At 69.6% G+C, this 13,626-nt stretch carries 14 protein-coding genes and 1 pseudogene; 7 read left to right on the top strand and 8 right to left on the bottom strand.

Annotation, left to right across the window (positions count from 1 at the left end; genetic code table 11):
* From IU450_RS15275 to IU450_RS15265, 3 genes and pseudogenes are all read right to left on the bottom strand, one after another.
* Positions 1-203 (bottom strand): annotated as a pseudogene (locus IU450_RS15275) (lytic transglycosylase); the annotation flags it as partial.
* 153 nt (positions 204-356) lie between these two features.
* Positions 357-1,007 carry a DUF1003 domain-containing protein gene (locus IU450_RS15270; RefSeq protein ID WP_324197678.1) on the bottom strand — a complete coding sequence of 217 codons (651 nt, stop codon included), beginning with the start codon at positions 1,005-1,007 and terminating at the stop codon, positions 357-359.
* A 55-nt stretch (positions 1,008-1,062) separates the two neighbouring features.
* On the bottom strand, positions 1,063-2,343 hold the full coding sequence (locus tag IU450_RS15265) for a magnesium transporter MgtE N-terminal domain-containing protein (RefSeq protein WP_195150438.1): 1,281 nt from the start codon (positions 2,341-2,343) through the stop codon (positions 1,063-1,065).
* A 62-nt stretch (positions 2,344-2,405) separates the two neighbouring features.
* Between IU450_RS15265 and IU450_RS15260 the strand changes: the two genes are divergently transcribed.
* The 3 genes from IU450_RS15260 to IU450_RS15250 are packed head-to-tail and all read left to right on the top strand — an operon-like array spanning position 2,406 to position 4,451.
* The gene (locus IU450_RS15260) at positions 2,406-3,362 is read left to right on the top strand and encodes an HpcH/HpaI aldolase/citrate lyase family protein (RefSeq protein ID WP_195150437.1); all 957 of its coding nucleotides are present in this window, start codon (positions 2,406-2,408) and stop codon (positions 3,360-3,362) included.
* 12 nt (positions 3,363-3,374) lie between these two features.
* A complete protein-coding gene (locus IU450_RS15255) occupies positions 3,375-3,866 on the top strand; it encodes a general stress protein (protein ID WP_195150436.1) in 492 nt (163 codons plus the stop codon).
* A 3-nt stretch (positions 3,867-3,869) separates the two neighbouring features.
* Positions 3,870-4,451, top strand: coding sequence for a suppressor of fused domain protein (locus IU450_RS15250; RefSeq protein WP_195150435.1), 582 nt, complete (start codon positions 3,870-3,872; stop codon positions 4,449-4,451).
* A gap of 12 nt (positions 4,452-4,463) precedes the next feature.
* Here IU450_RS15250 and IU450_RS15245 read toward each other — a convergent pair whose 3' ends face one another.
* A complete protein-coding gene (locus IU450_RS15245) occupies positions 4,464-5,555 on the bottom strand; it encodes a magnesium and cobalt transport protein CorA (protein ID WP_324197683.1) in 1,092 nt (363 codons plus the stop codon).
* Between the two features lie 74 nt (positions 5,556-5,629).
* On the opposite strand from IU450_RS15245, the gene IU450_RS15240 reads away from it, so the two are divergent.
* The 4 genes from IU450_RS15240 (at position 5,630) to IU450_RS15225 (ending at position 10,059) form a co-directional block, all read left to right on the top strand.
* The gene (locus tag IU450_RS15240; protein WP_195150433.1) at positions 5,630-6,484 is read left to right on the top strand and encodes a PHP domain-containing protein; all 855 of its coding nucleotides are present in this window, start codon (positions 5,630-5,632) and stop codon (positions 6,482-6,484) included.
* A gap of 50 nt (positions 6,485-6,534) precedes the next feature.
* Positions 6,535-6,747, top strand: a complete 213-nt coding sequence (locus IU450_RS15235) for a hypothetical protein (RefSeq protein WP_228825723.1) — start codon at positions 6,535-6,537, stop codon at positions 6,745-6,747.
* A gap of 50 nt (positions 6,748-6,797) precedes the next feature.
* Positions 6,798-8,336, top strand: a complete 1,539-nt coding sequence (locus IU450_RS15230) for an FAD-dependent oxidoreductase (protein WP_195150432.1) — start codon at positions 6,798-6,800, stop codon at positions 8,334-8,336.
* Positions 8,337-8,862: 526 nt separating this feature from the next.
* Positions 8,863-10,059 (top strand): NAD(P)-dependent malic enzyme, encoded by a 1,197-nt coding sequence (locus IU450_RS15225; protein ID WP_408638650.1) that lies wholly within the window; start codon positions 8,863-8,865, stop codon positions 10,057-10,059.
* A 74-nt stretch (positions 10,060-10,133) separates the two neighbouring features.
* On the opposite strand, the gene IU450_RS15220 is transcribed toward IU450_RS15225, so the two are convergent.
* The 4 genes from IU450_RS15220 to IU450_RS15205 are packed head-to-tail and all read right to left on the bottom strand — an operon-like array spanning position 10,134 to position 13,567.
* Complete coding sequence (locus IU450_RS15220) at positions 10,134-10,850, bottom strand: ABC transporter permease (protein WP_195150431.1); 717 nt, start codon at positions 10,848-10,850, stop codon at positions 10,134-10,136.
* A complete protein-coding gene (locus IU450_RS15215) occupies positions 10,847-11,515 on the bottom strand; it encodes an ABC transporter permease (RefSeq protein ID WP_195150430.1) in 669 nt (222 codons plus the stop codon). Before IU450_RS15215 ends, IU450_RS15220 begins: the two co-directional genes overlap by 4 nt.
* A 6-nt stretch (positions 11,516-11,521) precedes the next feature.
* Entirely contained in the window at positions 11,522-12,670 is a 1,149-nt protein-coding gene (locus IU450_RS15210; protein WP_195150429.1) for an ABC transporter ATP-binding protein, read from the bottom strand.
* 12 nt (positions 12,671-12,682) lie between these two features.
* Positions 12,683-13,567, bottom strand: coding sequence for an ABC transporter substrate-binding protein (locus tag IU450_RS15205; protein ID WP_228834639.1), 885 nt, complete (start codon positions 13,565-13,567; stop codon positions 12,683-12,685).
* Positions 13,568-13,626: the final 59 nt, after the last annotated feature.

Raw genomic sequence — 13,626 nt, 5'->3', positions numbered from 1 at the left:
CCCACCGCAGGCAACGTAAGCTCCTGCAACGGCACCACACCCGCGAACGGCGGCGACACCGCCCGCAACCGCCGCGGCAACTCCGGCGACACCGGCAACAACCCCGCCACCCGCGACTCCCCACCGCTGGCGCCCGCGCCGGGAGACGCCGCCGCCAAGACCTCCGGCGCCTGCGGCGCGCCCGCATCCACGGGGGAATGCACCCCTGAACCACTCACCACCACACCAGCAACAACCAAAGCCGAGATCGTTATCGGAGCGGATACACGCATTCGGCCACACCCAATCCTCGACGTCGTGGGAGCGGTCGTCCGGGACATGCCCTGCCCTGGCCGCTCTGGACAACGTTGTCCAGGTTACCCACCAGTCAGGTCGTTATTCGGTATTTCCGGTTGATCACTGGTTACCGACGGTGAAACCGGAGCTGGAGCGGTCTTTCGGCCGGAGCTTTTCTTGCGCCCACTCTTTCCACCGCTTTCCGCCCGGATCTCTTGATCGGGGGATTCCGCGGACTCGATCCGGTCCAGAATGCCTTTCAGCTCTTCCAATTCCCGGCGCAGGTAATCGCGGGTGGCCACTTCGCCGACCGCGATGCGCAGCGCGGCGAGTTCGCGGGCCAGGAACTCGGTGTCGGCCTTGGTCTGCGCGGCCCGCCTCCGGTCCTCCTCCAAGGCGACCCGGTCCCGGTTGTCCTGCCGGTTCTGCGCGAGCAGGATCAGCGGCGCCGCGTAGGCGGCCTGGGTGGAGAACGCCAGATTCAGCAGGATGAACGGGTACGGGTCCCAGCGCAGCGCGACCACGAAGACGTTCAACACGATCCAGACCAGCACCAGGATCGTCTGGACCGCCAGATATCGTCCGGTGCCCAGGAATCGCGCCACCCGCTCGCTGCTGCGGGCCAAAGCCTCGGCGTCCCACTCCAACCGGAACCGGCCTTCCACCGGCGTCTCCAGCCGCTGGCGGGCCCTGCTGTGACCGAGCCGCACGCCCGGGTCGTTCTCGCTCACGGTATGTCCTTCCGGGCGTGCGCGCGGACCTGCGTGGTCACGGCGCGCCGCCGCCTCACGCCCCGCCCCTCTCGTCGGTCTCTTGCTGGTCGCGCCAGTCCTCGGGCAGCAGGTGGTCGAGGACGTCGTCGACGCTCACCGCCCCGAGCAGGTGGTTCTCCTCGTCCACCACCGGTCCGCAGACCAGGTTGTAGGTCGCGAAGTACCGGGTCACCGCGGCGAGCGGGAGTTCGGGGCGCAGCGGCGACAGATCGGTGTCGAGAATGCCGCCCACCAGGTGGGCCGGTGGCTCGCGCAGCAATTGCTGGATGTGCACCGAACCCAGGTAGCGGCCGGTCGGTGTCGCGGTGGGCGGACGGACCACGAACACCATGCTGGCCAGTGCCGGGGTCAGGTCGGGGTTGCGCACCCGGGCCAGCGCTTCGGCCACCGTGGTGGCCGGCGTCAGGATGATCGGCTTCGGCGTCATCAACCCGCCCGCGCTGTAGGGGGAGTGCTCGAGCAGCCTGCGCACCGGCTCGGACTCCTGCGGGTCCATCAGGGCCAGCAGCGATTCGGCCTCGCCCTCGGGCAGCTCGCCCAGCAGGTCGGCGGCGTCGTCGGGGTCCATCGCCTCCAGCACGTCGGCGGCCCGCCGTACTTCCAGGTGGCTGAGCAGCTCGACCTGCTCGTCGTCGGGAAGTTCCTGCACCACGTCGGCCAAGCGTTCGTCGTCCAGCGCGACGGCCACTTCGATCCGCCGCTTCTCCGGCAGCTCGCGCAACTGCTGTGCGACGTCGGCCGCGCGCATGCCCTCGAACTGTTCCAGCAGCTGGGTGACGTCCTGTCCCGGCCGGTCGATCTCGTTGGGCGTCAGGCCGGACACCATGATCCAGTCGACCACGTGCACCGTGCGCCTGCGGCCCAGTCTGCGGTGCCCGCGCACCGCGACCCTGGTGACCAGCCAGTCCCTGGAACGGGTTTGTTCCATGCCGAGATCGATCACGTGCACGTCGACGCCCGCCAGATCCGGCAGGTCCGGGTCCTCGACCCGCACCACCGAGTCGACGATCTGCGCCAGGGCCAGCATCTCGCCAGGTCGCTGCGTGAAACGTCGCAGGCTGACCGTTCCGGTGTTCAGCGTGACCACGCCGGGTTCGATCGCGGTGACCCGCAGGATGGGCACGAAAATACGCCGCCGCGTCGGCAATTCGACGACCAGACCGTGCACGCGGGGCTGCTGGCGATCGGAGCGGACGGCCACGACGACGTCACGGATCCGGCCGATAGACTCCCCGTCCGGTCCCAGCACCGCCAATCCGGCCAGCCTGGCGACGTAGACCCTGGTAGCTGCCATGCTGCCAGGCTAGATGTTCGCGGGCCGGTGCTCGCACCGCGCCACGATCGACGGGAGTGATCATGAAGCCACGCCGTTCGGTGCTCGCCTGCCCGGGCAGCAACACGAAGATGATCGAGAAGGCCAAGACCTTGCCCGTCGACGAGGTGTTTCTCGATCTGGAGGACGCGGTCGCCCCGGCCGCGAAGGCCGAAGCGCGGGCGAACATCGTCGCGGCGCTGAACGACTCCGGGTGGGGAACGCAACTGCGCGTGGTCCGGGTGAACGACTGGACCACTGAATGGACCTACGCCGACGTCATTTCCGTGGTCGAGGGCGCGGGCGCGGCACTGGACGCGATCCTGCTGCCCAAGGTGACCGACGCGGGCCAGGTGCGCGCGCTGGACCTGCTGCTGACCCAGTTGGAGAAGACCTGCGGCCTGGACACCGGCCGGATCGGTATCGAGCCCCAGATCGAGAACGCGCTGGGACTGCGCAACATCGACGCGATCGCCACCGCGAGCCCACGGGTGCAGACCCTGGTCTTCGGCCCGGCCGACTTCATGGCCAGCATCAACATGCGCACCCTGGTGGTCGGCGAACAACCGGAGGGCTACGACACCGGCGACGCCTACCATCACATCCTGATGACCATCCTGCTCGCCGCCCGTGCCCACGGACTGCAGGCGATCGACGGTCCGTACCTGCAGATCCGGGACGTGGAGGGTTTCCGCCGCGCCGCCGCGCGCACGGCGGCGCTCGGATTCGACGGCAAGTGGGTGCTGCACCCCGGCCAGATCGAGGCGGCGAACGAGATCTTCAGCCCGCGCCAGACCGATTACGACCGCGCCGAGGAGATCCTGGACGCCTACGCGTTCCACACCTCCGCGGCGGGCGGCGCGCGTGGCGCGGTGATGCTCGGCGACGAGATGATCGATGAGGCCAGCGCCAAGATGGCTCAGGTGATCGCGGAGAAGGGACGCGCCGCCGCAATGACGCGCACCACGCGTTTCACACCCCCGCCGGATGCGTCGAAATAGCAGAATGGAGCCATGACGAATCCCTTGGGGAACTCGAGCCGTGCGCGGCCGGGCCTCCCGACGCCCCCGTCGGGCTGGCCGGTCGGTTCCTATCCGACCTATGCCGAGGCGCAGAAGGCGGTCGACTACCTGGCCGACAACCAGTTCCCGGTGCAGGACGTGACCATCGTCGGTGTCGACTTGATGCAGGTCGAGCGAGTCCTCTATCGGCTCACCTGGGGCAAGGTGATCGGCGGCGGCGTGGTGTCGGGCGCCTGGCTCGGCCTGTTCCTCGGCCTGCTGCTGAGCCTGTTCACCACCAGCGGCGCGCTGGGGCCACTGCTGGTCGGCCTGGTCGGCGGCATCATCTTCGGCGTCATCTCGACCTCGATCCCGTACGCGGCGACCAGGGGTCAGCGCGATTTCGCGTCCACCATGCAGCTGGTGGCGGGCCGCTACGACGTGCTGTGCGATCCGAAGTCGGCCGAACAGGCGCGGGATATGCTCGCGCGGCTGGCGATCTGACGCATGGAGGTGCTGGAGCGGGTCCGCACCGAGGTGCTGGGCCATTTCGGCGTGGACGCCGCGAACGTCGACGCCGCGTCGGTCACTTTCCTGGGCTTGGAGCCGATCGAGATTCTGCGCATCGCCGACGGTGATCTGGTGCATTACGTGACGCTGGGCGGAAGCCGCCATCCGATGGGCGATCCCACGGCACTGCACGCGGACCCGTTGCGCGGGCCGCGGGCGGAGCTGGTGCTGACGCTGCGCTCCGGCGTGGGCGCGAGCGCGGGCCTGGCCAAGTCGCTGGGCGTGCTCGCCGCGGCGCCGGCCGTGGAAGGCGTTGTGCTGCAACCGGACGCGTTGATGGACCTGAGCGAGCCGATCTGGCGCGACGCGCCGTTCACCGCGGTGCTGCTCGGTGACAGCGATATTCCGGACGTGGCGCTGCCCGACCCGGCCGAGCCGGTGCGGTACTTCGGGGTGACGCCGGTGACCGCGACGGAAGCGGCATGGGTGCGGGTCCGTGGCGCGCAGGCATTGCGGGACGCCTGGCAGGAGGCGGGGATCGACGTGCGCGACCCGGGGCGCGGCGCCGCCAGCCTGTGATCCGCGGCCCCGCTACAGCCACTTGTTGCGCCGGAAGGTGAAGAACAGGCCGGTGCAGATGGCGAGGATGACCAGCCATACCGCCGGATAACCCCAGACCTGGTGCAATTCGGGCATGTGGTCGAAGTTCATGCCGTAGATGCCCGCGATCATCGTCGGCACCGCAGCGATCGCCACCCACGCCGAGATCTTGCGCATGTCGGTGTTCTGCTGCACGCCGATCCGGGCCAGCGCGGCGCTGATCAGCGCACTGAGCACCTCGTCGAAGTCGTTGATCCGTTCCGCGACGGCGGCGTGGTGCTCGGCGACGTCGCGCAGATAGCGCCGAACCTCCTTGGGCACCGGCAGATCCGGTTTGTGACTGAGCAACTCCAGCGGCGCGGCGAGCGGATTCACCGCCCGCCGCAACTCGACCACCTCGCGCTTGAGCTGGTAGATGGATTCCACCGTGACCCTGCTGCGGGGGGTGAAGATCTCCTCTTCCATCTCATCGATGTCGTTCTCGACCGACTGGGCCACCTCGATGTAGGAGTCCACGACCCGGTCGGCGATCGCGTGCAGCACCGCGCCGGGACCGAGCGCCAGCTGCGCGGGATCTTCTTCCAAAGCCTTGCGCACCTCGGCGAGCCCGGAGTGCTCACCGTGCCGGACGGCGACCACGAAGTCGGGACCGGTGAACACGATGATCTCGCCGGTCTCCACGATCTCGCTGACGCTGTCCATCTCGTGCTCGACGTAACTCACCGTGCGCAGCACCAGCAGCAGCGAATCGTCGTAACGCTCCAGCTTCGGCCGCTGGTGCTTCTGCAGGGCGTGCTCGGTGGCCAGCTGGTGCAACCCGAAAGTCTCGGCGATGTCGGTCATCTGCGTGAGGTCCGGATCGTGCAGCCCGACCCAGACGAATCCGTTCTGCTCCTCCCGGGCTCGCGCGAGTGCCGCCTTGTGGGTGAATCGCCCGGGCAGCCGCTTGCCGTCCACGTACACCGCGCAGTCGACGATGGCCTGCGCCGTCGGAACCGGGATGAACCGTTGCTCCTGCCGCGGTGGCGTGCGGCCGGAGCCACGAAGCGAGGAGAGCGGAGAAAACGACGGCACGGTGACGATGCTACGTGGACCGACCTGAGGGAAGGTCGCCTGCGCGTGCGAGACGCCCTCGCCGCACTGTAAGACTTGAAGGCGTGCGCATCGACCTGCATACCCATTCGACCGCGTCCGACGGCACCGATACTCCGGCCGAACTCGTGCGGAACGCGGCCGCGGCGGGCCTGGACGTCGTCGCGATCACCGATCACGACACCACGGCCGGATGGACCGAGGCGGTCGAGGCGCTACCGGAGGGGCTGACGCTGGTCCGCGGCATGGAGATGTCCTGTGTCGGTCTCGGTGCGGACGGCTGGCCGGTGCCCGTGCATCTGCTGGCCTACCTGTTCGACCCGACCCACCGTGGCTTCGCCGAGGAACGCGAGCGGTTGCGCGCCGAACGTGTGGAGCGGCTGCGCGCCATGGCCGAGCGCATGGCGGCCGACGGACTGCCGATCGATCCCGACGCCGTCCTGGCCTCGGCGGGCCCCTCGGCGGGACGTCCGCACCTGGCCCGCGCGCTCGTCGAGGCAGGCGTGGTGCCGAGCGTGGACGCGGCGTTCGACGAGTTGCTCGCCCCGCACGGTCGCTACTACGCCGAGAAGGCCGATACCCCGCTGCGTCGCGCGGTGCAGATGATCGCCAGCGCGGGCGGCGTCAGCGTCCTCGCGCACACCAGGGCGCGCAAGCGGGGCAGGTTGCTCGCGCTCGACGACATCCGCGAGCTGGCCGCCCTCGGCCTAGGTGGCCTGGAGATCGCGCACCCCGACCATTCGGCCGCCGACCGCGCGCTGCTGACCGATCTCGCCGCCGAACTCGGCCTGCTCAGCACCGGTTCGTCGGACTACCACGGCACGAACAAGACCATCCGGCTCGGCGAGTTCACCACCGATCCGGCGCAATTCGAGAAGCTGGCCGACAAGGCCTCCGGCGTGCCGGTGATCACCTCGTGAGACTGGTGCGCGGCCTCAGCGGCGTCGTCGCCGGGGGCACGGTGGTGGGCATGCTGGTGGTGGTCGGTACCGCCGTCCTCGCGGACCGGCGCGGTTTTCCCGGCCCCGGCGGCGAATCGGTCGCCTGGCATGTGGCGGTCGCGGCGGTCGCCCTCGCGGCGCAGATCTATTCGGATCGGCATCGGGGTCCGGCCGCTTTTACCGGATCCATGGTGGTTTTTCTGGCTGCTGGACTATTGCTGTGGACGCAATGGTGGAGCTGATTCCCCGCTTTGGTTGCGGGTGAATGAATTGTGCCCGAACATTTTTCTTTATGACCGAACTCGAGACGGACGTGCTGGTAATCGGCGGCGGCCCCGCCGGTACCTGGGCGGCCGTCTCGGCCGCCGCGGCGGGCGCCACGGTCGTGCTGGTCGACAAGGCGCGGTGCGGGTCGAGTGGACCGACCGCGCACGGCGCGATCTCCCTGTGGCACATCCCGCCGGGCCCAGCGCGGGACGAGGCGGTCCGGCGGGCGCACGCGCACGGTGGCGGGCTGGGGGACGCGGAGCTGATGTACCGCGTACTGGAGGAGACCTATCAGCGGATCGAGCAGGTGGCGCGGTGGGGATACCGGATCGCCACTGATCCGGCCGCCCCGGCCACGCGGCGGATCTACCTGGACGGCGCCGGTTACCTGCGGCGAATGCGCCGCGGTGTGCGGGAAGCCGGCGTACGTGTGCTCGATCACCACCCCGCCCTGCAGTTGCTCGTCGACCGCGACGGTGTGGTGGCGGGCGCCACCGGCCTGCGCAACGACAACGGGTTCGAGCGCTGGACCGTGCGCGCCGGCGCGGTAGTGGTGGCCACGGGCGGCTGCGCGTTCCTGTCCGGCGGCGCGGGCACCGACGTGGACACCGGCGACGGTCTGTTGTTCGCCGCGGAAGCGGGCGCCGAGCTGTCCGGGATGGAGTTCTCCTGCGCCTACAGCCTGCTGCCGCAGGGGAATGCCGAGACTTCCGCACTGCGAGGTCTCGGCCTGCGGTTCGCCACGCTCTACGACGAATCCGGCGCAGAGTTGCCGGGGCATCGCTCGGCGGCGCTGGCCGCCATCGCCGATGGTCGCCGGGTCTTCGCCGGTCTGGACGACGGGCAGGCCGCCCGCACCCGGCCGGCGCGCCAGGGCATCGCCGACCGCGCGAAGCGGGTGCCGCTGCGTGCGGTGCTGGGCGGCACCGTGCGCGGTACCGGGGGACTGCGCGTCACCGGGCCCGAGTGCGCGACGACCGTCGCGGGCCTGTTCGCCGCGGGTGACGTCGTCAGCCGCGAGTCGGTCACCGGCGCGGTGAGCGGCGTCGACGGCCTGGGCGGGGCGTGGGCGATGGCCTCGGGCGTCTGGGCGGGCACCAGCGCGGCGAAATTCGCCCGCACGGCCGATCGGCGCGCCCCGGCCCACGAGGTACCGGGAGCCGGGCTCAACGCCGTGGCGCGGATCGATCCGCGGGCGGTGATCGGTCTCGTGCAGGAGCACACCTTGCCACTGCGGCGCAGCTACTGGCGCAGCGCGGGCAGCCTGCGCGACAGCATCGGCGAACTCGACGGTATGTGGCCGGGCGCGGAATTCGACCTGGGCGGCAGGGGTGTGGACCTGCTGCGCGCCCGGCAGGCCGCCGCGCTGCTGGCGGTGGCGCGATGGACGAAATACAGCGCGCTGATGCGCGCGGAGAGCAGAGGCATGCACCGCAGGACCGACCATCCCGGCGCGACCGACACTTGGCGGGTGCGGCTGAACTCGGGCGGAGTGCGCAGCGTGTGGGTGCGCCCGGAGGCGCCGCGGACGATGCCGCGGCAGCCCCGCGATATCGTCGCATGAAGCGGGGTGGCCGGATGCCGCTTCGGCCGCGGCTGCGCGCCCTGCGCAGGCAATTCTCACACCGGCGTCGCCCCGGGCGGTGCGACTACTCACCACATCCCGGCCGGAAACGGCGAGTTTCCCATTACCTGAAGGTAATTCCCGGCCCCTAACGTTGGGTGATGGAGCGCGACACGGCCCAGAGGGTACGCGGTTTGGCAACTCGCCTACCGGACTGGCAGAATGTGTCGGATTCCTTACCTCCGCCACCGCCGGGTGAGGGAATCACGGAGGTCTCCGCCTCGCCGACGTACCGTCGCGACCCGAGAGACCACACCGCATGTTCTGTCCGGGCCCACCCGTCCGGTTCCGCTTCGCGGATCAGTGCCGCGCCCGTCGTCGAGATACCGGCAAGCCGTGTTCGCTCGCTCGCAGCCGCTCGAAACATACCGGTCAGCGCACTCGATGAGCGTAGTGAAACGACTTATACCCATTACCCGGTGGTAACCGTCCCCCGGTTTAGCCCGACCCGAGCAGGAGTGAAATCGTGTCACCTGTGACTGACGCACCGAATTCCACCGCAAGCCTGTCTGAAATCACAAACGACGAAATCTTCGCGGGACATCTCGGCGGCAAGCTCTCGGTCGAACTCAGTGCGCCCTTGGAGACCCAGCGGGACCTCTCGATCGCCTACACCCCGGGTGTCGCCCAGGTCAGCCGCGCGATCGCGGAGGACGAGGCGCTCGCCAAGCGCTACACCTGGACCGACCGGCTCGTGGTCGTGGTCAGCGACGGCACCGCCGTGCTCGGCCTCGGTGACATCGGCCCGCGCGCCTCACTGCCGGTGATGGAGGGCAAGGCGGCGCTGTTCAAGAAGTTCGCCGGGCTGGATTCGATTCCGATCGTGTTGGACACCAAGGACGTCGACGAGATCGTCGAGACGCTGATCCGGCTGCGCCCGAGCTTCGGCGCGGTGAACCTGGAGGACATCTCCGCGCCCCGCTGCTTCGAGATCGAGAAGCGCGTGATCGAGGCGCTCGACTGCCCGGTGATGCACGACGACCAGCACGGCACCGCCATCGTGGTGCTCGCGGCCCTCAACGGCGCGGCCAAGGTGCAGGGCCGCGGCATCGAGGGACTGAAGGTCGTGGTGTCCGGCGCGGGCGCGGCCGGTGTCGCGTGCACGAACATCCTGCTCGCCGCCGGTGTCCGGGATGTCACCGTGCTCGATTCCAAGGGCATCGTGAATCGGGAGCGCGGCGACCTCAACGAGGTGAAGGCCGAACTGGCCACCCGCACCAATCCGCGCGGCCTCACCGGCGGTGCGGCCGAGGCGCTGGCGGGCGCCGACGTGTTCCTCGGGCTGTCCGCGGGCCTGATCGCCGAGGAGCTCATCGCGTCGATGGCGCCGGAGTCGATCGTGTTCGCCATGTCCAACCCGGACCCGGAGATCCACCCCGAGGTGGCGCGCAAGTACGCCGCGATCGTGGCCACCGGCCGCAGCGATTTCCCGAACCAGATCAACAACGTGCTGGCGTTCCCCGGCGTCTTCAAGGGCGCGCTGGACGCGGGCGCCCGGCGGATCACCGAGGGCATGAAGATCGCCGCCGCCGACGCGATCCTCAGCGTCGTGGCCGACGAACTCGGGCCGGACAAGATCGTCCCCAGCCCGCTGGACCCGCGGGTCGCTCCGGCCGTCGCCGAGGCGGTCGCGGCCGCCGCCCGCGCCGAGGGCGTCGCGTAACGCGCATTCCCACGCATCGAAGAAGGCGCTCCGTTCACCTCGAACGGGGCGCCTTCGTCGTTGCGGCCGCGAACTCAGTTCGTGGTCTGCAATTCGGCCGCGGGCGGACCCACCGGCTTCGGCAACCGGCGCAATCGGCCCGCACCGGGCGCACTCGCCCACACCGCGAACGCCAGCAGACCATCCAGCAGCATCGCCAGTACGGCCACCAGCAACGCACCCACCAGCACCCGGTCGTAGCGGTAGAGGCTGATGCCGTCGAAGATGTACCGGCCAAGGCCGCCGAGGTTGACGTAGGCGGCGATCGTGGCGGTGGCCACCACCTGAAGTGTCGCGCCGCGCAGGCCGGTGAGCAGGATGGGCAGCGCGTTGGGCACCTCCACCCGGAACAGGATCTGCCGCTCGGTCATGCCCATGGCGCGCGAGGCGTCCACGACATCGGCGGGGACGTTCGAGATTCCGGCGTACGCGCCCGCCAGCAGCGGCGGAATGCCGACCGTGACCAGGGCCAGCAGCGGCGGGATCAGGCCGAGGCCGAGCAGCAGCACCAGGAACGTCAACAGGCCTAGGGTTGGCAGCGCGCGCATGGCGTTGGCGAAGCCGACCAGCACCGCCGCGCCGCTCCGGGTGTGGCCGATCACCAAGCCGAGAGGTACCGCGATCACCGCCGAGACGGCGATGGTCAAAAAGCTATACCAGAGATGCTGAACGATACGGGTCCCGATGCCGGAGGGCCCGCGCCAGTGGGCGGCGTCGGTGAAGTATTGCCAGGCGTCGAGGAAGAGATTCACGCGGCGGCGCCTTTCGCCTTCGCGGTCCTGGCGTCCGCGCGGACCCACGGCGTCGACCAGCGGCCCAGCGCGTACACCACACGGTCGGCGACCAGCGCGAGCGCGAGCGTCACGAGGACGCCCGCGATGATCTCGTCCGGGTAGTCGCGCTGATAGCCCTGGGTGAAGAGCTTGCCGAGCCCGCCGACGCCGATCAGCGCGCCCACCGACACCATCGCGATGTTGGTCACCACCACCACCCGCAGGCTGGACACGAAAACCGGCACGGCCAGCGGCATGTCCACGGTGAGGGTGCGGCGCAGCGGGCCGTAGCCGACGGCGTCGGCCGCGTCGAGCACGGCGGCGGGCACCGAATCCAGGGCGGCAGGCACGGCGATCACCAGTAGTGCGGTGGAGTAGATGGTGAGCGCGATGATCACGTTCAGCGGATCGATGGCCGAGATCCCTACCAGCGGAGGAATGATCACCAGCAGCGCCAGCGACGGAACCGTGTAGGCGAGGCTCGCGGCGGTCACCGTGACCCGGCGCAGCCACGGCACCCGCCGCACCAGCGCGCCGGCCGGAATCGCGATCACCGATGCCAGCAGCAGCGGCGCCAGCGCGAGATAGAGATGGGTCGCGGTGAAACCCATGACCTCCGGGTAATTCTCGACGAGATATCGCATGGCCGGCTATCGCACCTGTTCTTCGAAGAAGTGCCGGTTGCGTTCGGCGTCTTCGTGCGCGCGCTGCCCGGCCAGTTGCTCGAGCACCTCGGTGGCCAGCACGCCGCCCCGCACCGCTCCCGCGTCGTCCACGGCTACGCCTACTCCGGAGGGCGAGGAGATCGCGGCGTCCAGCGCTTGGCGCAGGTCACCGGTCGGGGTGAACAGCGAGCCGCCCGCCGACATGCTTTCAGCCAGCGCACGACCCGCGCGGAAGCCCTCGACCCCGGTGACGTCGATCCAGCCGACCGGCTTGCGCTGCGCGTCCACCACCAGCACCCATTCGCCCGCGTCCAACCGCAGCCCGTCCACCTCGTCCGCGCCGGCCGTCCGGATCTCGTGCAGCGGAACGTCGGTCGCGGTGCGGAAGGACAACCCGCGGTAGCCGCGGTCCCGGCCGACGAAGTCGGCGACGAAATCCGTGGCGGGCTGTGCCAGCAGGCGCTGTGGCGGGTCGTACTGCTGCAATGTCCCGCCGCGGCCGAACACCGCCACGCGATCGCCGAGCGTGATCGCCTCATCGATGTCGTGCGTGACGAACACGATGGTCTTGTGCAATTCGGCTTGCAGCCTTTGCATCTCGATCTGCAATTCGGCGCGCACCACCGGGTCGACCGCGCTGAACGGCTCGTCCATCAGCAGGATCGGCGGGTCGGCCGCCAGCGCGCGGGCCACGCCGACGCGCTGCTGCTGACCCCCGGACAGCTGCGCCGGGTACCGCCGGGCCAGCGATCGGTCCAGGCCGACCCGGTCGAGTACCTCGAGCGCCGCGGCGCGGGCGGCCCGGCGCGAGTCACCGCGCAGCACCGGAACGGTCGCGACGTTGTCGAGGACCGTCCGGTGCGGCAGCAGGCCGCCGCTCTGGATGACGTACCCGATCCCGAGGCGGAGCCGGACCGGGTCGACGGTCGAAATATCCTGCCCGGCAATGGTGATCGTCCCCGAAGTCGGCACGATCATGCGGTTGATCATCCGCATCGAGGTCGTCTTCCCACAGCCGGAAGGCCCGACGAAGACGGTGAACGACCCGGATTCGATGCGCAGATCGAGGTCGGTGACGGCGTGGGTGCCGTCCGGATAGACCTTGCTGATACCGGAGAACGCGATATCGGACATCGATTCGCCTCCCTAGCCGACCGGCTTGTTCAGCCCCTTGGCGGCGACCCAGGCCGCGGCGGCGGCCTTGGGCTCGGTCTTGGCGCTACCGGAGACAGCCTTGTTCAGCTCGACCAGTTCGGCGGTGGTCAGCTGCGCCGACACCGCGTTCAGCGCCGCGAGCAGCTTGTCCGACTTCTTGCTCGCGTTGAGCAGCGGCACCACGTTCTGCGCGGGGAAGTTGTGCTTCGGGTCTTCCAGCACCACGAGGTCGTTCTGTGCGATGGCGGGTGCGGTGGTGAAGATATTGGCCGCGGTCACCTGGCCCTCGACCAGCGCGCGCACCGTGGCGGGGCCGCCGCCGTCGGCGATCGGCACGAAATTGCTCGCGGCGATGTCGAGGCCGTAGTTCTTCTTCAGGCCGGGCAGACCGCCTGCCCGCTCCTGGAACTCGGCGGGCGCGCCGAATTTCACCTCGGCCGAGTGCGCGGCCAGGTCCGCGATCGTGCGCAGGTTCCAGCGCTGCGCGGTGGCGCGGGTGACCACGACGGCGTCCGAATCCTCCCCGGGCGCGGGCGTGCCGATCGCGAGATCGGAACCGAGCGCCGTGTCCAGCGCGCTCTCGACGTCGGCCGCGCTGGTGGCCGTGGCGTTCTTGTCCAGGTATTGCAGCAGGTTGCCGGTGTAGTCGGGGATCACCGAGATGGCGCACTGCCGCACCGCGGGCACGTAGGCTTCGCGGCTGCCGATATTGAGCTTGGTGTCCACGGTGAAACCGTTGGCGCGCAACACTTCCGCGTACACGTTGGCGACGGTCTCGGATTCCGGGAAATTCGCCGAACCGACGATCAATCCGTCTCCCGAACAGCTGCCGCCGGTGGCGAGCGGGTCGGAATTGCCACAAGCCGACAGGATCATCGCGACGGCGAGCGCCGCGGCGGCGGCGAGGACGCGGGCGGCGCGCAGCGCGGCGCGCA

This window comes from Nocardia abscessus (assembly GCF_015477775.1).
In the GTDB taxonomy this organism is placed as follows: Bacteria; Actinomycetota; Actinomycetes; order Mycobacteriales; family Mycobacteriaceae; genus Nocardia; species Nocardia abscessus_A.
Note: the sequence above shows the minus strand (reverse complement) of the source record. Positions and strands in the feature narration are given on the sequence as shown.

Bases quoted from the DNA above. Each gene is read 5' to 3' on its own strand.
- IU450_RS15250 (WP_195150435.1), top strand. From the start codon at position 3,870: ATGGAGGTGCTGGAGCGGGTCCGCACCGAGGTGCTGGGCCATTTCGGC.
- IU450_RS15230 (WP_195150432.1), top strand. From the start codon at position 6,798: ATGACCGAACTCGAGACGGACGTGCTGGTAATCGGCGGCGGCCCCGCC.
- IU450_RS15210 (WP_195150429.1), bottom strand. From the start codon at position 12,670: ATGTCCGATATCGCGTTCTCCGGTATCAGCAAGGTCTATCCGGACGGC.
- IU450_RS15255 (WP_195150436.1), top strand. From the start codon at position 3,375: ATGACGAATCCCTTGGGGAACTCGAGCCGTGCGCGGCCGGGCCTCCCG.
- IU450_RS15260 (WP_195150437.1), top strand. From the start codon at position 2,406: ATGAAGCCACGCCGTTCGGTGCTCGCCTGCCCGGGCAGCAACACGAAG.
- IU450_RS15235 (WP_228825723.1), top strand. From the start codon at position 6,535: ATGCTGGTGGTGGTCGGTACCGCCGTCCTCGCGGACCGGCGCGGTTTT.
- IU450_RS15205 (WP_228834639.1), bottom strand. From the start codon at position 13,567: ATGATCCTGTCGGCTTGTGGCAATTCCGACCCGCTCGCCACCGGCGGC.
- IU450_RS15265 (WP_195150438.1), bottom strand. From the start codon at position 2,343: ATGGCAGCTACCAGGGTCTACGTCGCCAGGCTGGCCGGATTGGCGGTG.
- IU450_RS15215 (WP_195150430.1), bottom strand. From the start codon at position 11,515: ATGCGATATCTCGTCGAGAATTACCCGGAGGTCATGGGTTTCACCGCG.